Below are 24488 nucleotides of genomic sequence, written 5' to 3'. Positions count from 1 at the left end.
GGCTCATGGGGGAATCCTCCACCTCTTGCGTTAGTGCCACTAACACTAACGTTTACGTCCCGAACGAATCCCCTGGAGTGCAGACCGTGATCACGCCCTTCCGCGCCGACATCCCGCAGGCCGACCTCGACGACCTGGCCGACCGCCTGTCCCGTACCCGTTGGCCCAACGAGGTCGCCGACGCCGGGTGGGACTACGGCTTCCCCCTGGCACGGCTGAAGGAGCTCGTCGAGTACTGGCGCACCGGCTACGACTGACGCGCGCAGGAGGCCGAGCCCAACGAACTCCCGCACTTCACCACGGAGATCGACGGCCAGAACATCCACTTCGTCCACGTCCGGTCCGCGAAGCCGGACGCGCTCGCGCTGATCCTCACCCACGGCTGGCCGGGTTCGTTCCTGGAGTTCCTCGACGTGATCGAGCCGCTGTCGCGGGACTTCCACCTGGTGATTCCGTCCATCCCGGGTTACGGCTTCTCGGGCCCGACCCACGAGCGGGGCTGGGACATCGTCCACATCGAACTGCCCGACACGGACGAGGCCCGGCTCGACAAGGTCAGGCAGCTGATGGCGAATCGTCCGCCGTACCAGGCCCTGCAGGCCGCCACCCCGCAGACCATCGGCTACGCGCTGACCGACTCGCCGGTCGGCCAGCTGGCCTGGATCGCCGAGCGCTTCGCAAAGTGGACCGACCCTCGCTCGCAGATCAGGCCGGGGTGCTTCGCAAGCTCGGCGTGACATGGGAGGGCCGGCACCGACGCGTTGCCCTGATCCGGGACGGATGGCGGGACTCCGAGATGTTCGGCATCCTCGGTCGTTGTCCGCCTGTCTGATGCCGGGCGGGACAGTCCGGCCCGGGCCGGGGCGAGTTGGCGAAGGCGTTCCCTTACCTCCGTGCCCGCGCCCCCGACGGCGGGGCGCCTATCGTTCCCGGTATGGATCAGCCTCGACAGGACACGCCGGCCACCGGACTCCGGCAACGGGTGGGCCCCCTGTGGCCGTTCGGCGTCGTCATCGGCGTCATCATCGGGATCTGGGGAGTTCACCGCTGGTGGGTGGGCGAGCCGTATCCCGCGGAGGACCCGACTCGGACGATGGAGCGGCTGCACGGCTACTCGCAGACGGCCTACGACATGGTCGGCCTCCAGGAGGAGGTCGCGCCGAGGGCCGAGACGACGCCGTGTGTCCCCACCGGATTCAGTGGGAGCCTGTCGGCGCAGTCCTCGACGGACGCCTTCGGAATATCCTACGAGTGGTACGTGTCCGTGGACCCGTCAGCCGGCCGTCCCGCGCTCGACCGCCTGCGCGAAGGCCTGGAGGCCGAAGGGTGGCAGGTGTCGGTGGAGGAGTTCTCCGATCCCGACCGTCTGGAGCTCCGAATGGAACACAAGGAGGACGGGCTCGTCGCTCGCTTCAACCGCGAGTCCTGGCGGGAGGGGTCCCCGATGCTGGAGTTCGACTTCTCCTCGCCGTGCCGGGAGTTCCCGGACGACTTCGAGACGCTCGGAGGGCTCAGGTCGCGGTTGCCTCCGCTGTCCCCGACGACGGGCACGTACTGATCGCCCCGGGAACGGCCGGCCCCGATCGGTTCGGACGAAACGGCCTCGACATCGCTCGCTACGGCAGCGTTGTTCCTTCGTGTGTCGACGAGCCGGGCTCCCCGGAGGCCGGTTACCGCGACGGCCAGGGAACCCGCTTCTCCTGGCCGACCGGGTGGACATCGACAAGACCGAAGCCGTCCTCGTGGCGCACGAGATGTCGGACCTGGCCCGCCCCGGAGTCACGGACGAACCCGACCCACCCTCGCGTCGTCGCGTGTCGAAGAAGCCACCCGACGACCTCCATCATCACCCCGAAGGCGTCCTCGTGGACGCACGTCCGGACGGTCAGGGCCCACGGTTCGCCGCCGTCCAGGTTCGCTCTGTCCACGGCGCGGACCAGCAGGGACACATCGGCCCCGGCGAACGCGTGGCTCGCCGAGCCGCCGTCGAACGCCTGCCAGGGGCCGCCCCATGACTCCCAGTCGGTCGACCGCGGCTCCGTCGGCATGTCCGCCTCCCCCAGGAGCCACCTCAGCTCCAGAAGCACGGGTTCGGGCAGGTCCGGCGGCAGGTCCACCGCCAGGAACAGGTCGTAGTAGTCGCTCACATCAGGCACCGTAGCCGCCGCGCTGACGGTGGGTCCGCGAGCGCGCGTCGCCCCAGGAGTCGCCCCCGTGGGAACTCCCCTACACCGCGGAGCCGGTGGCGAGCAGGACGGTGACACCGCCCTCGCGGCAGTGCGGTCGGCGTCAAGGCCCGCGGCGGTACCGTGATCGGCTGGTGTCACGCCTGGAGAAGGTCGGGGCCGCCACCGGCGCGGGCGCCGACCACGTCCTGGTCTCCACCGGTGGCGCGTTCGTCGAGTCGGTTCGCGGACTGACCGCAGGCGAGGGAGTGCACGTGGTCTGCGACGGCGCCGGCGCGACCACGTTCGCCACATCGCTCCAGGTGCTCCGCGCACACGGCACGATGGTGTTCCACGGGCCGCTGACCGGTGACGTGCCGACCCTCGCGATGGACGAGATCCCCCGCAGCACCCGGCTCACCTACCCCCAGACCGAGGACCATGTCCGCACACCCGAGGTACTCAGGGCGCGCGCGGCCGAGCTGTTCGCGCTCGTCGAGAAAGGGTGAGCTGGTCGTCCGGATCGGCGGCCGGTGGCACGGCCTGGTAGTCGGCGGGTCGCGCGGGCTTCGGCCCGCGGCCGCCGAGGGCGGGGTGGCCCGCCATCCACGGTCAACCCGCCTACATATGGCGACTTGACAGCGAATGGGGACGTATTCGCGGACGTAGGGCGGCGCGAATGGCTCCGCTCCCGTGGGCGGCCGGTGAAAGCATCTACTCGCCTCACGGTCCGGCACCTCACCGGCCGGGCCCTGTCCCCATCGGAGGAAGCGCGTGAGACACACACGACGTGAGCGCACCACCGGCCACAGACCGGGACCCGGCAGAGCGCGGCTGATCGCCGCACTGTCGGGTCTCGCCGCCCTCGCCCTCCTGCTGCCCGGGGTCGCCGCCGCGGACTCGGGGCAGCCCCGGACCTTCAGCGCCACCCAACTGGCCGACGCCGGCGACGCGGTGCTGGCCGCCGACGTGCCCGGCACCGCCTGGGCCGTCGACCACGCCTCGGGCACGGTCCGCGTCACCGCGGACGAGACCGTGTCGGCCACGGAACTCGCCGCGATCAGGCGTGCCGCCGGGCCGCTCGCCGACGCGCTCGTGATCGAGCGCACCCCGGGCCGTCTCCAGGCGTACCCGAGGGGCGGTGACGCCATCTTCGCCTGGGACTACTGGCGTTGCACCCTCGGTTTCAACGTCCGTATCGGGACCACCTACTACTTCATCACGGCCGGGCACTGCCTCCGTGAACTACCGCCGCGGTACGTGTGGTGGCCGTTCCCCAAGCCGCCGGACCCGCCCAACCCGCCGGACCCGCGCAGTGGCTTCGGCGTCCACTTCTCCTACCCGGGCAACGACTACGGGCTCGTGCAGTACCAGGGCGTCCCCGACGACCTCCAAGGCGTCGTCAACCTCTACAACGGCTCGGTCCAGGACATCACCGGCGCGGCCAACCCGATCGTCGGGCAGTCGGCGTGCCGCAGCGGCGGCACCACGGGCCTGGCCTGCGGCTCGGTGACCGGCCTGAACTACACGGTGAACTACCCCGACGGTGTCGTCACCGGCCTGATCAGGACCAACATCTGTGCCGAGCCGGGTGACAGCGGCGGCCCGCTGTTCAACGGGCCCACCGCCCTCGGCCTCACCTCGGGCGGCAGCGGCAACTGCTCGTCCGGCGGCACCACCTACTTCCAACCGGTCGTCGAGGTGCTGAACGCGTACGGCGCCACGGTGTACTGAGTCGTCCGGCGTCGTACCGGGCCGCGCCGGGAACGGGGGCGGCCCGGTGCGGCGATGTCGTGAGCTCGCCGCACACGGCTGCCCGACCATGGTTCTCGCCGCTGTCGCGCCCCCGCGCGAGTGCGCCTCAGTCGTGAAGGTGGTTCCGCCAGTCGCTGGGCACGCGCCCCCGCGGGCCGGGCGCCGGCTGGTCCAGCGGGTGATGCTGCGGCTGCGCCAGGTCCGGGCCGGTGGCGAAGTCCTCGGCCCGGTAGTCCCAGAACCAGTCGTCGCCGGGCTCGAAGCTCCGGATGAGTCGATGCCCGGTGTCGGCGAAGTGGCGCGAGGCGTGCTGCCCCGGGGAGGAGTCACAGCACCCGATGTGGCCGCACTGGGCACATCGGCGCAGATGCAGCCACCAGCCTTTCGCCTGCTCACATTCCACGCAGCCGACTCCACTGGGCGGCACTGCCGGGTCGAGACCCTCCACGGCTGACGACATCATCACCCTTCCGTAGCGCACACACTGCTTCACAGTCTGTCACGACCCGGGAGGGTGAGAGGCCAGGCCGGCCGTCCCCAACGGGATGCCGATCCCGGCGGGCAGGGGTTCGCCGAAGAGCCGCCCGCAGGTTGCCGCCGACCCGAAACGACACGAAGCCGGGACCGCACCGTCAGGTGCGGCCCCGGCTTCGTGTTAGCCGAGCGACGCTCAGGCGGGAACGATGTTCTCCGCCTGCGGGCCCTTCTGGCCCTGGGTCACGTCGAAGGACACCCGCTGGCCCTCCTGGAGCTCACGGAAGCCCTGGCCCGCGATGTTCGAGTAGTGCGCGAACACGTCGGGGCCGCCGCCATCCTGCTCGATGAAGCCGAAACCCTTTTCGGCGTTGAACCACTTCACGGTTCCCTGAGCCATGACATTCTCCTTCTGTAAGGCAGAGGCCCCATCCGGGAATGCCGGACGACAAATAATGCGCCTGAAGGAGTAGCATTCCCGTCAGGCGCACATGAGTTCATGGGTACCACAACTGCAACAGCAGAAGCGTAGCACGCTGTGGTTGCCTGTTCAGAGCCACTGCGGGGGCCGAACCGAAAGCGGCGTGCCGAGCCGCGATGGGTGCTCCTCGCGGAGCCGGCGGCGACGCTGCCGATCAAGCCGTCCCGCGCGTTCGACGCCCTCGGCAGGGGCCGCGGGTGGTGGCCTTCCGGCCCCTCGCCCGCCGCAGACGGCGGGCGAGGAACACCGGGGAAGGACCGCGCGTCATGACGGGCGGGACCACCTCCCCGAGCGGATCGAGGTCCTCGCTGAGCATGCTCTTCGAGGGGGACGCGATCGCCGTCCGGCCGGCCGGGCCGGGCGCCGCCCGACGGCGCGCGGCCCCGGCCGGCCGACCCGCGGGGTCAGGGCTTGACGGCCAGCCCGCACACGGCGTCCACCGGCTGCTCGTCCCCGAAGACGGGGTGCTCGGGGCGCCAGCGTTCGATGGTGACCACGCCCGGGTCGAGGAGTGAGAGCCCGTCGAAGAAGGCGGTGACCTCCTCGGGACCGCGCAGCGTGTAGTCACCGGCCAGGCGGGCGTTGTAGTTGGTGGTGGCCGCGTTGAGCGTGGCGTTGGTGTTGACGCCGTCACTGATGGCCAGGTAGCTGCCCGCGGGAAGCGGGGCGAGCAGGCGCCGCACGATGTCGGCGGGCCGGTCCTCGTCGGGGATGTGGCCGAGGATGCCGAGCATGGTCACGGCGACGGGTCGGGAGAAGTCCAGGAGTTCGGCGGCCTGTTCCAGGATGGCCTCGGGTGTGCGCAGGTCCGCGTCGATGTACGCCGTCTGGCCGGCGGGCGTGCTGGTGAGCAGTGCCCGGGCGTGGGCGAGCACCAGCGGGTCGTTGTCGACGTAGACGATCCTGGACTCGGGGGCCACGCGCTGCGCCACCTCGTGGGTGTTGTCCACGGTCGGCAGGCCGGTGCCCAGGTCGAGGAACTGCCGTAAGCCCGCGTCCCGCGCGAGGAAGCGGACGGCCCTGGAGAGGAACATCCGCTGGTACCGCGCGGTGCGGACGATGCCCGGGTACACGCTGGTGATCTGCTCGCCGGCGTCCTTGTCCGTGGCGTACCAGTCCTTGCCGCCCAGCCAGAAGTTCCACACCCGCGCCGAGTGTGCCCTCGAGTTGTCGATCTCCATCCGCTTCCTCCGTCGGCCTCGCTGTGATGGTCAGCGGAAGCGTAGCCGTGGCCGCCGACTGGACTTGCGGGTCCATTTTCGTCGTCGCACAGTGGGCTCCGCGCCCTGGCCTTCCAGGGCCCCGTCCGGCCGGCGGCGCGTCCGTCCGGCCTTCGGGTTCACGGTGGAACGAGACGACAGAGTGGACCATGTCGATGCGGCTCGCGGGCAGGACGGCCCTGGTGACCGGGGCGACCAGCAACATCGGGCGGGCGATCGCCGAGGCGTTCGCCGCCGAGGGGGCGCACGTCGTCGTCTCGGGGCGCAGCGCCGAGCGCGGCGCGGAGGTCGTCGACGGCATCCGCGCCCGTGGCGGTCGCGCGGACTTCGTCCGCGCCGACCTGGACGGCGGCGCGGACGCCTCGCGGGCCCTGGCCGAGCAGGCGACGAAGGCCCTCGGCGGCCGGATCGACGTTCTGGTCAACAACGCCGGGGTCTTCCCCGGCGACACGACCGCGGCGACCGACGAGCGGACCTTCGACCACGTCTACGCGGTCAACGTGAAGGCCCCGTTCTTCCTGACCGCGGCCGTCGCGCCCGCCATGGCGGAGGCCGGCGGCGGGGCGATCGTCAACCTGGGCTCCTGGGTCGCGCGCCTCGCCGTGCCCGTGGGTGCCCTCTACAGCTCGACCAAGGGCGCCGTGGAGACCCTGACCCGGGCCTGGGCCGCCGAGTTCGGGCCGCGGGGCGTCCGCGTCAACGCGATCTCCCCGGGCGTGGTGCTGGCGCCCGCGCCCGAGGGGGCCCATCCCGCCGCGGCGATGATGCGGGGCACGCCGGCGGGCCGGATGGGCACCCCGGAGGCGATCGCCCACGCCGCCGTGTACCTGGCGAGCGAGGAGTCCTCCTTCGTACACGGCGCGACACTCGACGTCGACGGCGGCCGCACCGGCGTCGCCGTCATCGCCGCCTGATTCCGAGGGGGCTCAGGCCGGGCCGTCCCCCGCGCGACGCAGGTCCGCGAGGCCCTGGTCGAGGGCGGCCCGCAGGTGGGCGGACCGCCCCGTCGACAGCAGGATCGACACGCCGCCCTGGATCGCGGCCAGCAGGGCGGCGGCCCGGCGGTCCACGTCCACGTCGGCGGGGAGCCTGCCGGCCGCCTGCAGCGCCCGGACGCCGGCCGCCAGGCTCTCCTGCCAGCGCCGGGTCATCTCGACGACGACCGCCCGCGCGCCCGGCGTCGAACGCCCGACCTGCTGGAACAGCGAGCCGAGCGGGCAGCTGTCCCCCTGCGCCTCGTACCGCTCGATCACCACGTCCCGCCACCGCTCCCACGCCTCCCAGGAGTCGAGGGAACCGAGGTACGGCTGCTGGTCCTCCAGGACCCGATCCGCCTCGAGCCGGGCGACGGCGACGAGCAGTTCGTCCTTGCCCTCGGGGAAGTAGTGGAACAGCTGCCCCTTGCTGGTGTGGGTCCTGGCCATGACGTCCTCCAACGTCGTGAACGCGACACCCTTCTCCCGCAGCACCGCCGCGGCTCCCTCGATGATCCGCTCCCGCGTCGCCCGCCCCTTGGACGTCAGCTCCCGCCGCATGGCCCGCCTCCGTTGAATGGACTGTCGGGTCCACTTTACGAGGGCCGGTGGGAGCGCGGGCGGTGATGCGCTCGTCCGGGTGGTTTCGCCCCCGCGTGGTCCACGGGACGCCGGCCGCGTGTGATCGTGCTGGTGTCGCGATCGGACAATCGCCTGTTGGGGGTACCTGACATGCCGGAGCCGGACACCACCCGCGCCGACGACGAACCGCTGGACCTGGCCGATGAGGAGCTGGTCCGGGATCCGTTCACCTCCTTCGCCCACATCCGGGAACGTGCCTCGATGGTGCGCGGGCGGGTGCGGGGCGCCGACCCGATGTGGGTGGCCACCCGCCACGACGACATCCGCACCGCCATGAACGATCCCCGTTTCACCATCGACGCCAAGGCCTGCCCAGGAGCCTCGGTCGCGCACCGCACCGAGCAGACCTGGCAGGGCCGTGGCATGCGCCCCGGGTACGAGAAGTACCTGCGTGCCTCGATCTTCGACGCGGACGGCGCCGACCACCGCCGCCTGCGCGGCCTGGTGGCCGCCGCGTTCTCGCCCCGTCGGGTCGCCGCGCTGCGTCCCCGGATCGACGCCATCGCCGCCGAGCTGCTCGACGGCCTCCCGGACCGGGCCGAAGGCGGCGTCGTCGACCTGGTCGAGCACTTCGCCCGCCCGCTGCCCATCACGGTCATCTGCGAACTCATCGGCGTCCCCGAACCCGACCGCGACCGCTGGCGGGCCCGCAGCGCCACGCTGTCCGCCGGCGTCTGCGGCGCCGAACTCGGCGACGCGCTCGGCGGCATGGTCGGCGACGCCCACGTCCTCGTCGAGCACCACAAGGCCCACCCCGGCGACGACCTGATCTCCGACCTGCTCGACCCCCTCCACCACGACCGGCTGAGCACCGACGAGCTCGTCGCCCTCATCGTCAACCTCGTGGTCGCCGGGCACATCACCACCGTCAACCTCATCGCCAACGGCACCGAGGCGCTCCTCGCCCATCCCGACCAACTCGCCCTGCTGCGCGCGGACCCCACCCTCATGCCGCACGCCGTCGACGAGCTCATGCGCTACTGCGGCCCCGTCGTCCGCGCGCTGCCCCGCTACGCCACCCGCGACGTCACGCTGGGCGGCACCGAGGTGCGTACCGGGGAGGCCGTCCTCCCGATCGTGTCCGCGGCCAACCGGGATCCCGCCGTGTTCACCGACCCCGACCGCCTCGACATCACCCGCACCCGGCACAGCCGCGAGCCGCACCTCGGGTTCGGCCACGGTGCCCACCGTTGCCTCGGCGCCCACCTCGCCCAGGAGGAGACCGTCGGAGCCCTGACCGCGCTGTTCGACCGTTTCCCCGACCTGCGGCTCGCCGTCGAACCCGAGCGGCTGCGACGCGGCACCAACCCGGTCAACTGGCACCTGAAGGCCCTCCCCGTGCGTCTGTGACCGGACCCGGGTGCGGGAGCACGAGGGCCCCCGCCGGCCATCTCCGTGCGGACGGGGGCGGAGCCCGGAACCTCGCGGCTCGCGGCCCGCGGCTCGCCAGGGAGTGACGGTCAGCGCGCCGGCGGGCGGCCCGGCCTCGGGCGGCCGGGGACGCCGGGGCGGCGCTGCCAGGGGCGGGGCCCGGACGGCGGCCGGTACGCGACGCCGAGCGCGTCGAGGCGGGCGTAGTGGGCGGCGTCCATCCGGTGGGCGAAGTCGGCGAAGTCCCGTTCCTCGGGCGGTGGCAGGGGGCGCCAGGCGATCTCGGCGAAGGCGGCGAGGCGCGGGAAGGCCAGGTAGTCGATGGCGCGGGCGCTGTCCATGGTCTCGGTCCAGACGTTGGCCTGGACGCCGATGACGTGCGCGGCCTCCGTCCGGCTCAGGGAGTCCGGCACCGGTTCGAAACGGTAGACGTCCTCCAGGGTGCGCACGTGCGCGATCGGCACGGGCTCGTCCGGTCCTTCGGCCTGGCGCCAGTCGAGGTAGGTGTGCTGTTCCGGGCACATCACGACGTCGTGGCCGGCGCGGGCGGCGCTGACGCCGCCCGCGTAGCCGCGCCAGGACGCCACCACCGCGCCGGGTGCCAGGCCGCCTTCGCGGATCTCGTCCCAGCCGACGAGCCTGCGTCCCCGGTCGGCCAGCCAGCGGTCGAAGTGGCGGACGAACCAGCTCTGCAGCTCGTCCTCGTCGGCCAGGCCGAGGTCCCGGATGCGCTGCTGGACGGCGGGGCTGGCCCGCCACTGTTCCTTGGGGCACTCGTCGCCGCCGATGTGGACGTACTCGGAGGGGAAGATCTCCAGGACCTCGGTGAGCACGTTCTCGTAGAACCCGAGCGTGGCGTCGGAGACGTTCAGCACGTTGGGGTTGATGCCCCAGCGATCCCACGGGGTCAGCTCGGAGGTGTCGACGACGTCGGTGTTGCCCAGTTCGGGGTAGGCGGCGATGGCGGCCTGGGAGTGGCCCGGCACGTCGATCTCGGGGACCACGGTGATGTGGCGTGCGGCGGCGTAGGCGACGATCTCGCGCAGGTCGTCCCGGGTGTAGTAGCCGCCGTGCGGGCGGTCGTCCCAGGCGGCCGTGTCGCCGAGCCCGATCCGGCTGCGGGCGCGCCAGGACCCCACCTCGGTGAGTCGGGGGTAGCGGTCGATCTGGATGCGCCAGCCCTGGTCGTCGGTGAGGTGGAGATGGAGCACGTTCAGCTTGTGGGCGGCCAGGAGGTCGACGTACCGCAGCACGCCGTCCTTCGGCAGGAAGTGCCGGGCGACGTCCAGCATCATGCCGCGCCAGCGGAACCGCGGGGCGTCCGCGATCCGGACCGGCGGCACCTTCCAGGGTCCGTCGTGCAGCGGGGCGTGCCGGAAGGCCGCGGGGCCGAGCAGTTGGCGCAGGGTCTGCGCGCCCCAGAAGACGCCGGCCGGGCCGCCGCCCTCGACCAGCACCCCGGAGGCGTCCGCGACGAGTTCGTACGCCTCCGGGCCCCGGTCGGCGAGCCGGTCGGTGACGCGGAGGGTGACGGCGTTCGCCGCGTCGGCCGCGCCGGGCGGTGCGGGCCGGAGGGCAAGACCGGTCGCGGCGCCGAGTGTCGCGCTCAGCCAGCGAGCGGTCGAGGCGCTCGCGGCGTCCGACGCCAGCGGGGTGTCGGGGCGGAGGACGAAGGCGTCGCCGCCCGTCGGACCGGGCCGGGCTTCCCTGGGCGCGGGGACCAGATGCATGAGTTGACCTTTCGGCAGAGCTACGGCGAGGGTAGGTGCCGTGCCGGATCGTCAACAAGAGGTCTGGACCATGTGATCGGCCACCCGGCGCCGGGCGAGGTGTCGGTGTTCGGGACCGCTCGGATTCCCGTGCGCCCTTCGGCCAGGTCCTCCGCCGCCCGTACCAACGTCCGCATGGTGGGGGCGAACTCCGCGGTGTCCATCCGCTCGGCGCGGGCCCGGTTCCAGGCGATCAGTTCGGGCAGCCGCTCGGTGTCCTCCAGGGCGTGGAAGACCTCCTCGGGGCGCAGGGGATCCAGGACGCGCCAGCCGTGGAGGTCGACCAACTCCCGGAGCACGGGATAGGGGCCGGCCGCGACGGGCCTCCCCGCGACCATCGCCTCGGGGACCGGCTGTCCGAATCCCTCCCAGGTGGAGGAGAGCACCACCAGGTCGGCGGCGGCGTACATGTCGCCCCGGTCCGGCACGGAGCCCACCAGGAGACCGGGGGCGGTCGCGAAGACCTCCTGGATGTCGGGCGGAACGGACTCCCACTTCGCCGACGTGTGGGTCACCCAGTACCTGACCCGCCGGGACGCGCCGTAGAGCCGTTGCAGGGAGCGGGCGAGCTCGACCGCCGCCGGGATGTTCTTCCGTTTGCCGAGCGCGATCGGGTGCAGCACCAGCAGGTCCTCGTCGTCGACCCGCAGCGCCTTCCTGGTGCCGGACCGGTCGCCGTCCACCAGTTCCCGGACGTCCACCGTGTTGTACGCGGTCACCAGGGCGCCCCGGTCCCGCAGCCCAGGAAACCGGTCCGCGAACTCCTGTTCGGTGATCCGGTTGATGGTGACGTGCAGCATTCCCGGGTGGTGCAGCGGGAGTCCCGCCGAGGGATGGTAGGGACCCCAGAGCCCGGAGACGATCTGCCAGCCGGGATCGTGGTGCCGGACGATCGTCGGCACCTTCTCGCGCAGCAGGATGTCCTGCCAGCCCAGGGCGGCCTCGGGCGCGGACGGCAGGGTCCCGAGGTTGTCGAGCACCACCAGGTCGGCCCGGCGCACGAGGTCCCGCACGGCCGGTGCGTCCAGAGGTGGGCAGGGCTGTCCCGGCAGATCCGCCCACATGCCCGGGACGAGCACGTCACCGGGTTCTCGGCGTACGTAGTGGCTCGCCACGCGCACGACGTCGAACCCGAGGTGGGAGAGGACGGTGCGCCACTTCTCGGCGGCGACGCTGACGCCGTCGAATCCGCCCAGGCGGTGGGACACCAACAGCGCCTTCAGCATGACGATCATACTGACCGTCCCGAAGGTGGGGACACAAGCGCGGTCCCCGCGCCCCGTACACACCGTGACCGGCGGGGGGCGGGGGATCCCGTCTCCCCACCGGTCGCCGGGTGGTCGACGGGCTCGGATCAGCGCACTTCCTGGATGCGGATCTGGTTGCCCGCGGGGTCGCGGAAGGCGCAGTCGCGGACGCCGTACGGCTGTTCGGTGGGCTCCTGGATGACGTCGGCGTCGCCGGCGGCGGCCTGGAGCTTCTCGAAGGTGCCGTCGAGATCTCCGGTGGCCAGCAGGATCCAGCCGTAGGTGCCCTTGGCCATCATCTCGGTGATGGTGCGGCTCTCGTCCTCGGTGATCCCCGGGTCGGCGGCCGGCGGGGCCAGGAGGGTGGAGATGCCGGGCTGGTCGGCGGGGCCGACCGTGATCCAGCGCATCTTCCCCTGGCCGAAGTCGCTGCGGACCTCGAAGCCGAGAACGTCGCGGTAGAAGGCCAGGGAGGCGTCGGGGTCGTCGTGGGGCAGGGCGCAGGTGTGAATCGTGATGTCCATGTCCCTCACGCTAGCCGCGCCGCTGTGACCAGCGCTTCTCGAATCCTGATCGGTGCTGCCCGGTCCGCCGGCCGGCCGGGTGGCGACGCTCAGACGGCGGTGCCGCCGACGAGGCGGTCCCCGGGGATGTCGGCCTTCTCCGGGGCGTAGTAGTCCTTGATGCCCTCACGCCAGGTGACCGCCGGGATGTGGTCGGTGTCCGTGGGGCCGAAGGCGTCGAAGAGCGCGTCGATGTTGGGGCGGTCGAAGCCGATGGCGAGCATCAGTGCCACGAAGGTGGGACGGTCGACGAGGCCGTCGCCGTCCGGGTCGCCGAGTGCGGCGAGTGCCTCGGCGAACTCGGCGACCGTCGCGTCGAAGCGCTCGGGTGACAGGACGCACCGCACGAACTCGTCGTAGCTGACCCGGCCGTCGCCGTCGGTGTCCAACTCGGTCGCCAGGGTGGACCAGTACCTCCTGAAGGCGACCCGCATGGCCTGCCTCGCGGACGCGTCGGACGCCTGTGCCGCCTCCTCGACCCGGCTGGACATGAGGTCGAAGTCGTCGGCCTCCAGGCGGCCGTTGCCGTTGGCGTCGAAGAGCGTGAAGACGAGCCTGACGCGGCTGATCGCCTCTGTGCGCATGGGGGTTCACCCTTCTTCCGGCGGTGGGGCGGGAGCGGTCGAACAACGCCCGGCCCCGTGGGAGGAGAACGGTGGTCGGGCGTTGGCCTCACTATCCGGCCACCGGTTCCCGCGGGTGGCGGGCGGCGGTGGCGGTTCACCTGAAAGCGTGAAGAGGCCGAGCCGTGGGTTTGGCACCGGCCCGCGCGCGACGGCGGCGGGGCGCCGTCGCGCGAGGGCGTGTGCTCAGTGGCGGGCCTGGAACCAGACCACCAGGAGGCCGACCACCGTCGTGCCCGCGGCGTAGCTGGCGCCGCGCAGGAACTGGTGCGCGGCGATCGCGCGGCGCCGGGCGAGCCAGCGCGATGTGCCGCTCGCGGCCGACCGTACCCGCGCCAGCGTGCCGCGCAGGGGCCTGTGCTGCATGTCGTCGCCTTTCTGCTTGCTACGTTCCGTGTTCACCGGTCCGTGGTCAGGAGGCCAGGTACTCCCGGACGCGGGCGGCGAGGGTGGTGTCCGGTCTGGGGATGTCGCCGAAGTAGGGGTCGTGGTCGACGGCGAGGTGGTCCACCGCCTCGGTGAGTTCGTCGGCCGGGTCCGCGCCGGCGGTGCCGGCGCTGGTCGCCCAGGAGGAGGTGACGATCCTCAGGAGCATGGACTCCACGGTGGTGTAGCCACGGTCGTAGAGGTCGGGGTCCTCCCAGAGGTAGAAGGCGCGCTGGGGGACGTGTCGTCCGCGCGGGCCGGCGGGTGGGACGGCGTGGTGTTCGAGCACTTCGAGGCCGACCGCCTCGTGCGCCCAGTGTTCGGCGTCGCGGAGCTCGCCGCGTTGGAGGTGGGCGAAGTACAGGCAGAGGGCGGCCGTGGACTTGCCGGTGCCGGCGCTGAACTTCCACCAGAACTGGGCCCCTTCGGGCCGGTCCGCCAGGTGGAGGAGACAGGCGAAGACGAGGGCGCCCTCGCCGCCCGCGCCGCCGTCGACCAGGCCGGCCAGGTCGGCGGCGGCGTGCGAGGTCTGGACGACGAGCCGGCACAGTTCGGCGAGGTCGCTGGTGGCCTGGTCCTGCATGGCCGCGGGGGCCGTGGGCGGTCCCGGGCTCACGAGCGCCGGCCGGACACCGGTGGTGCCGATGACCCGCTGGGCGTAGGCGTCGCGTTGGAGTGCCCGCTGCCACAGCGCGTCGGCGATCTCGTCCTCGATCATGCGCCGGGAGGCGGCGATCTCCGCCGCCAGGTCGTCGCCGGTGCCGGTCGGCACGGCGGCGAGGCCGAGGCGGTCGTCGAGGTCGCGCATGCTACGGCGGGTGCGGCGGCTGCTCATGTCGTCCTATTCATCCCGGTCATCGGTGGTTTCCTCCGTGATGTCGATGCCGAGCTCGAGGGCGAGCTTGGCTCGGGCGAGCCGACGGTGGGTGCGCACCGTCGGCTGGCTGACGCCCATGATGCTGGCGACCCGGTGGGGCGGCGTGTCGAGGACGTACTGAAGCACGATGACGTCGTACTGACGCTCCGGCAGCCGGGAGATCGCCGCGTACAGGCCGAGGTCGCTCTCGACGGCGGCGAACGCGGAACGCAGCGCGTCGAGTTCGTCGAGGGCGGCGAGCGCGGCACGGCGGAAGGTCGCGCTCGCGACGAAGGCCCGTTGGCGCCGGTTCCGCCGGAGCTGCTCGGCGAGCGTGATCCGCAGGACGCTCCAGGCGACGCGCGCCGGGGAGGCCTGCATCATGAGCCAGTTCCAGTTGAACGCGAGGCTCATCATGACCTCGTGGACCACCTGGCCGGCCCAGGTGGCGTCGTCCAGCTGGAGGACGGCGTACTCCTTGTAGATGCCGTAGTGCTGCTCGTGGAAGGCCCAGAACGCGGGGGGCAGCTTCTCGGCGGTGAGTTCGCGCACGGCCCGGTCGAATCCGGGGGGCATGTCGGACACCATCACGCATCACCGTCACAGTCCCGCGCCGGGGCGGGCACCCCGCCCGGCCGAGGGAGACGGTGCTCCCGCCGCGTCAGGCCAACCGCGCGAGCCCGCGCACGGTTCGCGACTTCGTGTGTCACTTGGGATCCCTCGTGAAGTAGTGGGGGTCCAGCGGCTACCAGGCCCCGTTCCACTGCCAGGTCCCGCTGCGGAGCCTCGTCGCTCTCAGTCATCAGCTAAGCGGACGAGATCGCTAAACGTTGATGTCACCCGTGACGTTTTTTCGGAAGTGACACTTCCGGATCCATGCATATGCCAGCGGGCTGTGGATGTATGACGACTCGTCAGCCGGTGGCGGATGCTCGGCGATCCCGTTGGCCAGCGACGTTTCCCCTTGTGCACGTGCGGGGCGGCCGTCGTCCGGCCGGGCGCCGTCGACGGCATACCCCGTTGGAGCCCGGCGGCAGTGACGGACGTCACACGGCGCACGGTGAACCGACGTTGATACTCGCGCGCCCCCGGGCGCCGCCCGGCGGGGAGCTCGCGGATGTCGTCGAGCGGTGGCCGGGGCGGCGGGCGGGCTCGGCGCTAGGGGACGACGACCTCGAGCACCTCACCGTCCGTGGTCGCGACGGCGGTGCCGTTGCGGAGCGCGTCGTAGCAGCCGTGGCTGCTCCAGACGGGGAGGAAGGTGCCCTCGGGGACGGTCACCGTGACGTCCCTGGGGACGCCGGTCGAGAAGCCCTGGTGGCAGGCCCAGTAGCGGCCGCCGGCGCTGCCGTCCGGCATGCCGACGATGACGGAGTCCGCGGGCCACGAGGGGTCCCCGACGCCGATGGTGATGCGCAGGGTCACCGTCACGTCCGCGGCCGGGGACGTGGTCGTCGCCGAGGCGGCGGTCGGGGCGAGGGCCAGGGTGAGTGCGGCCAGGGCGGCGCCGAGGGCGACGCCGGGACGGGGCCGGCGGGAAGGGGTTCGGGACATCGTGCTCGCTCCCATCGCGTGAGGTCATGCACATGACGCTTCACACACGGAGGCGGCCCCGGCGGGGTTCGATCCGGGGGCGGGAACCGGCCACGGTTCACGGCGCCTCGGCGGGCTCGCACGTGGCGAGGACGGCGCTGAGCGCGGCCGCGCCGTCGAGCAGGGCCCTGGAGCGGGCCGCGAGGGTGGCGTCCCTGGCCGCCAACGCGGCGGCCACGTCCGCCGATCGGCGGGAGCCGCGCAGCTCCGGCATCAGGGCCCTGAGCTGCTCGACGCGGTAGCCGGCCCTGCGCAGCTGGTGCACGATCCGCGCGTCCCGCACCTGGGGCGGGGTGTACCGGCGCGTTCCCCGCGGGGCGTCGCGGTCCGGGACCACCAGGCCCTCCGCGTCCCAGTGCCGCAGTGTGGAGGGGCGGACGCCGAGTGCGGCGGCCAGTTCGGAGACGCTCATCGCGTCCGACGGGCGTACGTCCTCGACGGGCTCGCCGGAGATCGCCCCGGCGGCCTCCCTGGCCTGGCGCAGCTCCACGCGCTCCGTGTGCAGGCGGGCGTGGGCGGCGTCCAGGAGTTCCAGCACCGTGGGCGAGGCGGGGAAGCGGTGGGCGGCCCGCATGATCTCCCTGGCCCCGACCGGGCCGACGCCGGCCGCCAGCGCCCGATAGGCCAGCGCGGCCCGCAGCTGCGGCTCGCCGTAGCGCCGGTAGCCGGTGGCGGTGCGTGCCGCCGGCGGGAGCACTCCGTCGCGCTCGAGGTTGCGGACCTGTTGGACGGAGTAGCCGGCGCGGCGCGCGACGTCGGCGGGGCGCAGATCACCTGATTTGAGACTTGGCATCGTGTGGCCCCCTGTTCTCCGTGGCGAAGTCTCCACAAGCACCTGAATGTGACGCTTGAGCACATGACGATAGACGAGATCATCGACCTCGTGGGCGGCCTCGACGGCGTCCTGACCCTCCGGCCGGGGCCCGGCGACGGCTCGCCCGAGATCAGCTGGGGTGACACGTTCTTCTACTACGCGCCGGACGGCGTCACCCCGACCAGGACCCAACCGTTCGCCACGGTCGTGACCAAGGACTACCCCGACGACACGGCGTCGCGCCTGGACCGGCCGGACGCCTTCCGCGTGAACGTCTTGGCCGGAAAGGAGGCGTTCGTCCGGTGGACCGGACACGCGCCGCGTGATCCTGCGCCCGCCGGGGTCGATCCCGCCACGGCCGACACCGTGCTGGCCCACCCCGTGTACGGCGCCGCCGGCTGGTTGGCCGTGGTCGACCCCGGCCCCCGCACGGCCGGTTCGGTTCGGGAGCTGCTGCGCGCGGCCCACGACCTGGCGCGTTCGCGCTACGAGCGACACGCGGAGTCGAGGGAGCGATGACCGCGCCCGCCGCGGTCGGCCGATGGTCCCCTGGTCAAACGGCCCGAGCGGTCGCCGGCGCGCGGCGGCCGGGGGCCGGAGCCGCCGGCCGCGCGGGCGGTCAGTAGCGGGAGCGTTGGATGAGGTCGCGCTGGTGGGCGGTGGTTCCGTCGACGAGCTGGAACCAGCCGACGGCCCAGAACCGGCCGGTGTGGGCGATGGGGGCGAGGGCGGTCACCTCGTAGCTCTGGGTGGTGCCGTCCGGGACGACCGGGCCGGCCACCCGCGTCCAGCGGTGGCCGTCGTACCGCCAGTAGACCGGCGGGCCCTCCCAGCCCTCCGGGTCGCCGGACATCCAGGCGCGGCCGTGGCCGTCGGCGCTCACCGCCTGGGCGTGGATGCCGGTGACGGGCCCGCTGGTGTCGCGCCAGGCGCGGCCGTCCCAGTGCAGGACGTGGGAGGTGAACCAGTCGTCGACGGAGGTGGCGGTGGCCCACACGCTCCGGGCGGACTCCACGTACACGTCGGTGAGCCGCAGCCCGGGCAGTGCCGGGCTGATGTCGCGCCAGGCGCGGCCGTCCCAGTGCAGGGCGACCGGGTCGGCGCCGAGCCCCGCGTAGTCGGCGCCGACGGCCCACGCGTCGTTCGCCGAGCGGGCGTGGACCTGGCCGATGGAGCGTTGGGCGGGCAGTTCGGTGGTCTGCCAGGTGCCGCGGGCGTAGGTGCTCAGGCGCCGGTCGCCGGCCAGCCAGATCCGGCCCGGCACGGCGGCGAGTTCGCCGAAGGTGTGCCCGGCGGTCTCCGGCAGGGCGACCTCCTCCCAGCTCCGACCGTCGTAGTGGGCCAGCGCCTCCCCCGGGTCCTCGCCCGTCCACGACCAGCCGTAGGCCCACACGTCGTCGCGGTCGGCGGCGGCCACGGAGTGCCAGGTGCTGACGTCCGGCAGGCCCGGGGTGGTGTCCTCCTGCCAGGCGCCGTGCCGCCAGGTCAGCACGACGCCGCCGGGTGTGCCGTCGACCCACCGGGTGCCGCTGGACCAGGCCCGGTTGGCGCCGGCGGCGGTCACCGAGTTGATGAACGTCTCCTCCCGCAGGGTGTCCGCGGTGACCGTCTCCCAACGCTCGCCGTGGGAGCGGTCGTCGGCCGACGCGACGGGGGCGAGCGTGCCGACGGACAGGGTGACGGCCAGGATCGCGCCCGCTCCCACGGCGGCCCGGGCATGGCGAAGCTGCGTTCTTCTCACGGTGATTCCCCCAGATCTCGTGCCATGGTGTGACAGCACACAGGAGACTCCCGACCGCCCCGGAGGGTTGTCCCCGCGGCGTCGCGCTCCTCGTGTCGGGCTCCCGCCGCCGTCTCCCTGTGCCGGCCGGGACTTCGCCCACCAGGGCGGGAAGGGGTGGCGGGCGACGATGAGCGGTGGACACGCGCATCTCGGTTCGTACGGCGACTGGGCGGAGCGCGCCCGCGAGGCGGGCGGGCTCTTCCCCACCGCGCCGCCCGGCGACGCCACGCGGGAGTCGGTGCGCCGCGCGCTGGGCGCCGACCGGGGCGAAGCGCCGCCGGAGGCGCGGGTGGAGCACTCCTGGCGGGAGGACGGACTGCGGGGGGAACTCGTCTCCTGGTCGGTGGGGTACGGGCCGCGCACCGAGGCGTACGTGCTGCGGCCGGACACGGCGGGGCCGCTGCCGGCCGTGGTGGCGATGCACGAGCACGCGGGCGTGAAGTACCACGGCAAGGAGAAGATCGCCGACGGTCCCGGCGGGCCGCCGGAGGCGCTGCGTCCACTCCGCGACCGCTTCTACGGCGGCCGCGCCTGGGCGAACGCGCTCGCCCGCCGGGGCTTCGTGGTGCTGGTCCACGACGTGTTCATGTGGGGCAGCCGCCGGTTCGAGCTGGATCTGGACTCGGAGGCGGCGCGGCGCGAGGTCGCCGGGCGGCTGGCGGCCGAAGGCCGGCCGGAGCGGGAGCCGGGCCTGCCGGAGCGGTACGACATCGTGGCCGAGGGCCACGAGCACGTGGTGGCGAAGTACTGCGCGCTGCTCGGAACCAGCGTGGCCGGCACCATCCTGCGCGAGGACGGCGTCGCCCTGCGGTATCTGGGGTCGCGTCCCGACGTGGTGCCGGAGCGGGTCGGCTGCGTCGGGTTCTCCGGCGGTGGGGCGCGGGCGGTGCTGCTCGGCGCGGTGCGCGACGAGATCGCGGCCACCGTGGTGGTGGGCATGATGAGCGGGTCTGCGGAGCTGTTGGACCGGCACGTGGCGCCGCACAGCTGGTCCCTGTTCCCGCCGGGGCTGAGCCGGGTGGCCGACTGGCCCGACGTCGCCGCCTGCCGCGCGCCCTGGCCGCTCCAGGTCCAGTACCTGCGCGACGACGCGCTGTTCTCGCCCGAGGGCATGGCGGCGGCGCACCGGAAACTGCGCGAGCTGTACGGCCTGGCCGGCCGGCCGGACGCCTACGCGTTCCGCTTCGCGGACGGCCCGCACCGCTTCGACGTGGCGGCGCAGGAGGCCGCGTTCGCCTTCCTGGGGCGGACGTTGGGCGGTGAACACCCCGGCTAGGGTGGGGGCCCGAGTGGAGTCGTCGGCGTGCCGCGTGGGCTGGTCGGGAGCTCCGGTTCTACCGGTCGCTCGCACCGCTGGTGCCGGTGCGGACGCCTCGCCTGGGCGGACGACGGGGGCGGGGTGGCCGTGTTGCTGTCGTCGGCCGGCGGGTCCCGGGACGTCGGGGAGTGGACGGTCGACATGTGGGCGCGGCTGGGTGGGGAGCTGGCGGCGCCGCACGGCGCGGCGCCGGAGACGCCCGGTGGCTGGGCGCGGCCGGATCCGCTGCTCGCCGGTCCTCCGCGACTGGCAGGCGGTGGGCATCGGCCGGCCGACCACCGACCTGGCGTTCCCCGGCGTCCGCGCGACGCCGTCGGGGGTGGTGGTGCCGCGGGCGCTGCTCGACGCCTACCTCGTTGGGCGGCCTGGCGACCGGCGCGCGCTCACCCGTGCCCTGGTGGCCGAGGAGCTGGCGGTGCTCGTCTTCCAGTGGCCGGGCTACGCCGGGTTCAACAGCCCGGCGGGGAACGAGAACGTCAGGCGCCGGGCGCGGGCGTTCGCCGCGCGTCACCTGGCGGGCGGGCCACGGGGCGTCTGAGGCTCCGGGCCGCCGCTTCGGGCCGGTCACGCTCGGTGGAGCGGACGGGGCCGGCCTGTGAACCCCGGCACGTGACCGGGATCACCTACGAAGCGGGGTAGCGGGCGGCGGGCAGCGGGAGCCGCCGGGGCACGGGCGTCGCCTGGTGGGCCGGCCGCGTCCTACGGGCGTCGGTCGTAGTGGGGAGGCGATGGGGGTCCTTGTCGCGCCGAAACGGGGCCGCTAACAATGGCGGTCGTCCGCTTTCGCGAGCTTTCCCCCACTTTCGAACGAGGTGAGCCACTGTGCCCGCGACCCCCAACCTCGGCGCCCTTTCGCCGAAGGCCCGCAGGATCTCGATCGCCGGGATCACCGTCGCGGGCACCGCGGCCGTGGCCGTCTCCCTGATCCCCGGGCAGGCCTCGGCCGCCCCGGCCGCCGGCGCACACACGCCGGCCCGGGTAGCCGTCCAGACGGATGCGCCGACGGCGTTCAGTACCGACGCGCACAGTTCGACGGTCAAGACTGTGCGCGACAGCCTCGGCGGCGAGATCACCCTCCACGTCCCCGCGACGCGGTCGGGCGAGAGCACCCAGCAGCCGGCCCAGGACGTGGCCGCGGTGGACGAGGCGCCGGCGACGGGCGAGAAGCCGGCCACGAGTGAGGAACCGGCGGCGAGCGAGGAGCCGGCCGAGAAGACCTACCCGAACAACCTCGACGGCTGGATCCGGGAGGCGCTCGACATCATGGACCAGCACGACATACCGGGCAGCTACGAGGGCATCCACCGCAACATCATCCGCGAGTCCAGCGGTGACCCGAACGCGATCAACAACTGGGACATCAACGCCAGGAACGGCGTGCCGTCCAAGGGGCTGCTGCAGGTCATCCAGCCGACCTTCGACCGGTACCACGTCGAGGGCACCCCGAAGGACCTGTACGACCCGGTGGCCAACATCGTCGCCGCCTGCAACTACGCCGCCGACCGGTACGGCTCCATGGACAACGTGGACAGCGCGTACTGATGTGGTGGTACGACGTCCTCGGGTGACGCCGCGCGGCGTCACCCGAGGACGTCGTAGGTCAGGTGCGTCACGGTCGACGTGGTGGTCACGCTCCGCTGCGCCAGTGTGCGCGGCGGGCCGCCGGTGAACAGGGGCGTCCCGGCGCCCAGCACGACCGGCGCGAGATGCAGCGACAGCACGTCGACGAGCCCGGCGTCGAGCGCCGAGCCGATCGTGGCGCCACCGCCCATCAGGACGACGTCGCGGTCCTCGCCGGCACGCCGGCGCGCGGCGGCGACGGCGTCGGGCAGGCCGGTGGTGACGAACGTCCAGTCGAAGTCGGTGAGCCGCACCGACTCCGGCGGCGCGCTCGTCACGACGAGGAACGCGGGCCTGCCGACCTCCCCGGCGCCGTAGCCGGTCTCGTCGTCCCAGCCGTGCGGCCCGTCGACGATGTCGAAGAGGTGGCGGCCGAGGACGACGGCCCCCGAGCGGGCGGTCGCCTCGCGGAGGATCCGGCGGTCGTCGGGGTCCTCGGAGAACGCCCAGGTGTGCAGGGCCTCGCCGCCGACGCCGAGACCGTTGTCGGGACCGGGGTCGGGGCCGGTGACGAAGCCGTCGAGGGAGACCGAGATGTCGGCGATGATGCGGGTCATGCCGGATCCGACCCGATCCGCCGCCCGAACTCATCGCCGTGGCCGGGCCGAAGCTGCCGGGTTGTCACAGGCGAGGCACCGGGCTCGTCCACACCGCGCTAGCGTGAGTCCCGTGATCGTATGGCTCAACGGCACCCATGGCGCGGGCAAGACGACGACCAGTGCGCTCGTGCAACGGCTGATCCCGGATTCACGGGTGTTCGACGCCGAGAAGGTCGGCGTGGCACTCATGGACATCACGCCGGGGCTGCCCGCGACGGACAACTTCCAGCACTGGCCGCCGTGGCGGCCGCTCGTCGTCGAGACCGCCCGGCGCGTCCTCGACTACACCGGCGGCACCCTGGTGATGCCGATGACGGTCCTGGTCGAGCAGTACTGGCGCGAGATCAGCTCGGGCTTCGCCCGGCACGCCGTGCCGGTCCGGCACTTCGTCCTCCATGCCGACCAGGACACCCTCCGCCGGCGCATCGCGGGCGACACCGTTCTCGGCCCCGACTCCCCGTTCCGGCTCCAGTACCTCGAGCCCTACGCCGAGGCGGCCCGCACGTGGCTGCACGCCGAGGCCGAGGTCGTCGACACCACGCACCTCACACCCGCCCAGGCCGCCCAGCGGATCGCGGAGGCCCTCGGGAGCCGAGAGGACGACCGTCCGGCGTCACACCTCGGGTCGGGGCCCGGTGGTGGGTTCAGCCCAGGTCGAGGTCGAGGTAGTCGACGTCGGTGATCTCGACGTCGAGCCCCTGGGCGCGGCGGCCGAGGTCCTGGAAGTAGGCGAATCCGAGGCCCTCGCCGAGGACGCGGCGCAGCTCGTCCTCGGGAGCGCCGGCCTGGTGGGCGGCGAGGAGCCGGGCCGCGACGTCCGGCGGGAGTTGTTGGGTGACGCGGCGCAGCCGGGGGTCGTCGGTGGAGCCGGGGGCGGCCGTGAAGCCGAACCGGGCGCGGGTCTCGACGGCGACGCCGGCCCGGGCGGCGCGGCGGAGGGCGCGCTGCCGGACGCGTGGCTGCCAGGAGCGGCGCGCCTCGCGCTCCAGGGCGGCGGCCAGCCGGGGCCCCGGGCGGCGGATCTGGCCCCTGAGATAGCGCTGCACCGTGCGGGCGGAGATGCCGAGCCGGGCGGCGACGGCGCTGGTGGAGCCGCGCTCGGCGCGCAGCAGGACCCGCATCCTGGCGAGCGGCGAGACGGGGAGCGGCCGGGTCTGGGTGGCCTGCAACGCGGACTCGATGCCGTCCTGGATCTCTCCCATGGGCTACTCCCCCGCGTCCCGTGTGCCGTCCTTGATGTGGCGGGCCGGGTTGTGGCCCTGTTCGAGCAGCTCGGCGGCCCACCAGAGCTCGCGGACGCCTTCGAGCTTGACCATGCCGGGTGAGACGCCGAGCCGGAAGGCGCCGGGCACCGGCCTGCCCTCCGGGGTGCGGGGCAGCACGTCGAGCGGGGACGGGCCGGGGCCGGGGTAGACGACGCAGTCGGAGAGCACGGCGATCGGGTAGCGGCCGGCGGCCGCCATCCGGCTCATCTTGCGGTGCATGTTGACGCGGGCGGTGGCGATGACGGCGGCCCGGATGTCGGGGCGCCAGGTCGGCCGGTCGAGGGCCGGCCAGCGGTCGCCCGGGCGGTGCCGGAGGCCCTGGGGCCGTTCCCGCAGCTTGCCGATGCCGCCCTTGACCGTGGCCTTGATCGCGGAGAGCACGGCCGCCGGCCCGGGCTCCCCCGCCCTGGCGGCGGCCATCGCGGCCAGGAAGGCGGGATCGTCGAGGTCCTTGGTGACGCCGAGGTCGGCCATGGTGGCCAGGTAGGCGTCCCGGAGCCGTTCGTACCAGGGGTCCAGGTAGGGGCCCGACTCGGGGCGGAGCCACGCCTCGAGCGGCCGGACGTCGGCCCCCAGCTCGGCGGCGTAGGCGACGGTGGGGGTGGTGTACCAGGCGGGGCCCTCGGGCCGGGTGCCGGCCGGGGTGAAGGGGTTGGGCAGCCGCGGGTCGAGTGCGAGGTGGGACAGGTCGACGTACCAGCTGCCGGGCAGCCGCTTGTCGAAGCGGGGGCCGTCGGTGTGCAGGGCCTCGCCGAGACCGACGACGAGGCGGTTGGCGGCGGCCGCGAAGGCCATGTTGACGTCCAGGCCGACGGCCCAGGGCGCCGCGCACTCGGCGTCGGTGAGCAGGTCGGGGGCCCGGATCCAGTCGCACGCCTCCTCGTCGAGTGCCTGGTCGGCGGGGCGGCCCAGCGCGACGGGGTGCTCGGG

The 24488-nt window shown here is 73.1% G+C and carries 26 protein-coding genes and 3 pseudogenes; 11 read left to right on the top strand and 18 right to left on the bottom strand.

What is annotated here, in order from left to right:
• Nucleotides 1-86: 86 nt before the first annotated feature.
• Nucleotides 87-707: pseudogene (locus tag E1283_RS39660) on the top strand (epoxide hydrolase N-terminal domain-containing protein); the annotation flags it as partial.
• Between the two features lie 227 nt (nucleotides 708-934).
• On the top strand, nucleotides 935-1558 hold the full coding sequence (locus tag E1283_RS06870; RefSeq protein WP_132816990.1) for a hypothetical protein: 624 nt from the start codon (nucleotides 935-937) through the stop codon (nucleotides 1556-1558).
• Between the two features lie 112 nt (nucleotides 1559-1670).
• Here the strand turns inward: E1283_RS06870 and E1283_RS06865 are convergent, their stop codons facing one another.
• Nucleotides 1671-2147 carry a hypothetical protein gene (locus tag E1283_RS06865; RefSeq protein ID WP_132816989.1) on the bottom strand — a complete coding sequence of 159 codons (477 nt, stop codon included), beginning with the start codon at nucleotides 2145-2147 and terminating at the stop codon, nucleotides 1671-1673.
• Between the two features lie 173 nt (nucleotides 2148-2320).
• Here E1283_RS06865 and E1283_RS06860 point away from each other — a divergent pair, with 173 nt between their 5' ends.
• A complete protein-coding gene (locus tag E1283_RS06860; protein WP_243744650.1) occupies nucleotides 2321-2674 on the top strand; it encodes a zinc-binding dehydrogenase in 354 nt (117 codons plus the stop codon).
• A gap of 265 nt (nucleotides 2675-2939) precedes the next feature.
• A complete protein-coding gene (locus E1283_RS06855; protein WP_132816988.1) occupies nucleotides 2940-3899 on the top strand; it encodes a S1 family peptidase in 960 nt (319 codons plus the stop codon).
• A gap of 127 nt (nucleotides 3900-4026) precedes the next feature.
• Here E1283_RS06855 and E1283_RS06850 read toward each other — a convergent pair whose 3' ends face one another.
• The 3 genes from E1283_RS06850 to E1283_RS06840 all read right to left on the bottom strand — a co-directional run bounded on the left by E1283_RS06850 (nucleotide 4027) and on the right by E1283_RS06840 (nucleotide 6056).
• Complete coding sequence (locus E1283_RS06850; protein ID WP_132816993.1) at nucleotides 4027-4380, bottom strand: UBP-type zinc finger domain-containing protein; 354 nt, start codon at nucleotides 4378-4380, stop codon at nucleotides 4027-4029.
• 210 nt (nucleotides 4381-4590) lie between these two features.
• Nucleotides 4591-4794, bottom strand: coding sequence for a cold-shock protein (locus tag E1283_RS06845; protein WP_132816987.1), 204 nt, complete (start codon nucleotides 4792-4794; stop codon nucleotides 4591-4593).
• 485 nt (nucleotides 4795-5279) lie between these two features.
• Nucleotides 5280-6056: an SAM-dependent methyltransferase gene (locus E1283_RS06840; RefSeq protein ID WP_132816986.1), complete on the bottom strand. Its 777-nt coding sequence runs from the start codon at nucleotides 6054-6056 to the stop codon at nucleotides 5280-5282.
• A 188-nt stretch (nucleotides 6057-6244) separates the two neighbouring features.
• Between E1283_RS06840 and E1283_RS06835 the strand changes: the two genes are divergently transcribed.
• A complete protein-coding gene (locus E1283_RS06835; RefSeq protein ID WP_165956035.1) occupies nucleotides 6245-7009 on the top strand; it encodes an SDR family NAD(P)-dependent oxidoreductase in 765 nt (254 codons plus the stop codon).
• Between the two features lie 12 nt (nucleotides 7010-7021).
• Here E1283_RS06835 and E1283_RS06830 read toward each other — a convergent pair whose 3' ends face one another.
• The gene (locus E1283_RS06830) at nucleotides 7022-7630 is read right to left on the bottom strand and encodes a TetR/AcrR family transcriptional regulator (RefSeq protein WP_132816985.1); all 609 of its coding nucleotides are present in this window, start codon (nucleotides 7628-7630) and stop codon (nucleotides 7022-7024) included.
• 156 nt (nucleotides 7631-7786) lie between these two features.
• Between E1283_RS06830 and E1283_RS06825 the strand changes: the two genes are divergently transcribed.
• Nucleotides 7787-9061, top strand: coding sequence for a cytochrome P450 family protein (locus tag E1283_RS06825; protein WP_243744649.1), 1275 nt, complete (start codon nucleotides 7787-7789; stop codon nucleotides 9059-9061).
• 110 nt (nucleotides 9062-9171) lie between these two features.
• On the opposite strand, the gene E1283_RS06820 is transcribed toward E1283_RS06825, so the two are convergent.
• The 9 genes from E1283_RS06820 to E1283_RS06780 form a co-directional block, all read right to left on the bottom strand.
• Nucleotides 9172-10812 (bottom strand): beta-N-acetylhexosaminidase, encoded by a 1641-nt coding sequence (locus tag E1283_RS06820; RefSeq protein ID WP_132816984.1) that lies wholly within the window; start codon nucleotides 10810-10812, stop codon nucleotides 9172-9174.
• Nucleotides 10813-10832: 20 nt separating this feature from the next.
• Entirely contained in the window at nucleotides 10833-12086 is a 1254-nt protein-coding gene (locus E1283_RS06815; RefSeq protein WP_132816983.1) for a glycosyltransferase family 4 protein, read from the bottom strand.
• A 119-nt stretch (nucleotides 12087-12205) separates the two neighbouring features.
• Nucleotides 12206-12622, bottom strand: coding sequence for a VOC family protein (locus tag E1283_RS06810; RefSeq protein ID WP_132816982.1), 417 nt, complete (start codon nucleotides 12620-12622; stop codon nucleotides 12206-12208).
• 89 nt (nucleotides 12623-12711) lie between these two features.
• Nucleotides 12712-13245 (bottom strand): EF-hand domain-containing protein, encoded by a 534-nt coding sequence (locus E1283_RS06805; protein WP_132816981.1) that lies wholly within the window; start codon nucleotides 13243-13245, stop codon nucleotides 12712-12714.
• A gap of 225 nt (nucleotides 13246-13470) precedes the next feature.
• On the bottom strand, nucleotides 13471-13650 hold the full coding sequence (locus E1283_RS06800; RefSeq protein ID WP_132816980.1) for a hypothetical protein: 180 nt from the start codon (nucleotides 13648-13650) through the stop codon (nucleotides 13471-13473).
• Between the two features lie 46 nt (nucleotides 13651-13696).
• A complete protein-coding gene (locus tag E1283_RS06795) occupies nucleotides 13697-14545 on the bottom strand; it encodes a hypothetical protein (RefSeq protein WP_132816979.1) in 849 nt (282 codons plus the stop codon).
• A 6-nt stretch (nucleotides 14546-14551) separates the two neighbouring features.
• Nucleotides 14552-15142: a sigma-70 family RNA polymerase sigma factor gene (locus E1283_RS06790; protein ID WP_165956034.1), complete on the bottom strand. Its 591-nt coding sequence runs from the start codon at nucleotides 15140-15142 to the stop codon at nucleotides 14552-14554.
• Nucleotides 15143-15724: 582 nt separating this feature from the next.
• Nucleotides 15725-16120 carry a hypothetical protein gene (locus E1283_RS06785; RefSeq protein ID WP_132816977.1) on the bottom strand — a complete coding sequence of 132 codons (396 nt, stop codon included), beginning with the start codon at nucleotides 16118-16120 and terminating at the stop codon, nucleotides 15725-15727.
• A 97-nt stretch (nucleotides 16121-16217) separates the two neighbouring features.
• Nucleotides 16218-16952 (bottom strand): MerR family transcriptional regulator, encoded by a 735-nt coding sequence (locus tag E1283_RS06780; protein ID WP_132816976.1) that lies wholly within the window; start codon nucleotides 16950-16952, stop codon nucleotides 16218-16220.
• A 63-nt stretch (nucleotides 16953-17015) separates the two neighbouring features.
• On the opposite strand from E1283_RS06780, the gene E1283_RS06775 reads away from it, so the two are divergent.
• The gene (locus E1283_RS06775; protein WP_132816975.1) at nucleotides 17016-17492 is read left to right on the top strand and encodes a DUF6194 family protein; all 477 of its coding nucleotides are present in this window, start codon (nucleotides 17016-17018) and stop codon (nucleotides 17490-17492) included.
• Nucleotides 17493-17592: 100 nt separating this feature from the next.
• On the opposite strand, the gene E1283_RS06770 is transcribed toward E1283_RS06775, so the two are convergent.
• Nucleotides 17593-18714 carry a hypothetical protein gene (locus E1283_RS06770; protein ID WP_132816974.1) on the bottom strand — a complete coding sequence of 374 codons (1122 nt, stop codon included), beginning with the start codon at nucleotides 18712-18714 and terminating at the stop codon, nucleotides 17593-17595.
• A gap of 169 nt (nucleotides 18715-18883) precedes the next feature.
• Here E1283_RS06770 and E1283_RS06765 point away from each other — a divergent pair, with 169 nt between their 5' ends.
• The 3 genes from E1283_RS06765 to E1283_RS06755 all read left to right on the top strand — a co-directional run bounded on the left by E1283_RS06765 (nucleotide 18884) and on the right by E1283_RS06755 (nucleotide 21616).
• On the top strand, nucleotides 18884-20032 hold the full coding sequence (locus E1283_RS06765; protein WP_132816973.1) for a dienelactone hydrolase family protein: 1149 nt from the start codon (nucleotides 18884-18886) through the stop codon (nucleotides 20030-20032).
• A 244-nt stretch (nucleotides 20033-20276) separates the two neighbouring features.
• Nucleotides 20277-20612: a hypothetical protein gene (locus E1283_RS06760; RefSeq protein WP_132816972.1), complete on the top strand. Its 336-nt coding sequence runs from the start codon at nucleotides 20277-20279 to the stop codon at nucleotides 20610-20612.
• 284 nt (nucleotides 20613-20896) lie between these two features.
• Entirely contained in the window at nucleotides 20897-21616 is a 720-nt protein-coding gene (locus tag E1283_RS06755; RefSeq protein ID WP_132816971.1) for a transglycosylase SLT domain-containing protein, read from the top strand.
• Nucleotides 21617-21654: 38 nt separating this feature from the next.
• Here the strand turns inward: E1283_RS06755 and E1283_RS06750 are convergent, their stop codons facing one another.
• Complete coding sequence (locus E1283_RS06750; RefSeq protein WP_132816970.1) at nucleotides 21655-22251, bottom strand: dihydrofolate reductase family protein; 597 nt, start codon at nucleotides 22249-22251, stop codon at nucleotides 21655-21657.
• 112 nt (nucleotides 22252-22363) lie between these two features.
• Here E1283_RS06750 and E1283_RS06745 point away from each other — a divergent pair.
• Nucleotides 22364-22885 (top strand): annotated as a pseudogene (locus E1283_RS06745) (AAA family ATPase); the annotation flags it as partial.
• Between the two features lie 52 nt (nucleotides 22886-22937).
• Here E1283_RS06745 and tpg read toward each other — a convergent pair.
• Both tpg and E1283_RS06735 read right to left on the bottom strand, forming a co-directional pair.
• A complete protein-coding gene (gene tpg, locus E1283_RS06740) occupies nucleotides 22938-23495 on the bottom strand; it encodes a telomere-protecting terminal protein Tpg (RefSeq protein WP_132816969.1) in 558 nt (185 codons plus the stop codon).
• 3 nt (nucleotides 23496-23498) lie between these two features.
• Nucleotides 23499-24488 (bottom strand): annotated as a pseudogene (locus E1283_RS06735) (telomere-associated protein Tap); the annotation flags it as partial.

The organism is Streptomyces hainanensis (assembly GCF_004348415.1).
Classification (GTDB): domain Bacteria; phylum Actinomycetota; class Actinomycetes; order Streptomycetales; family Streptomycetaceae; genus Streptomyces; species Streptomyces hainanensis.
The sequence above is the reverse complement of the archived record's forward strand: the minus strand, read 5'-3'. Positions and strand labels throughout refer to the sequence as shown.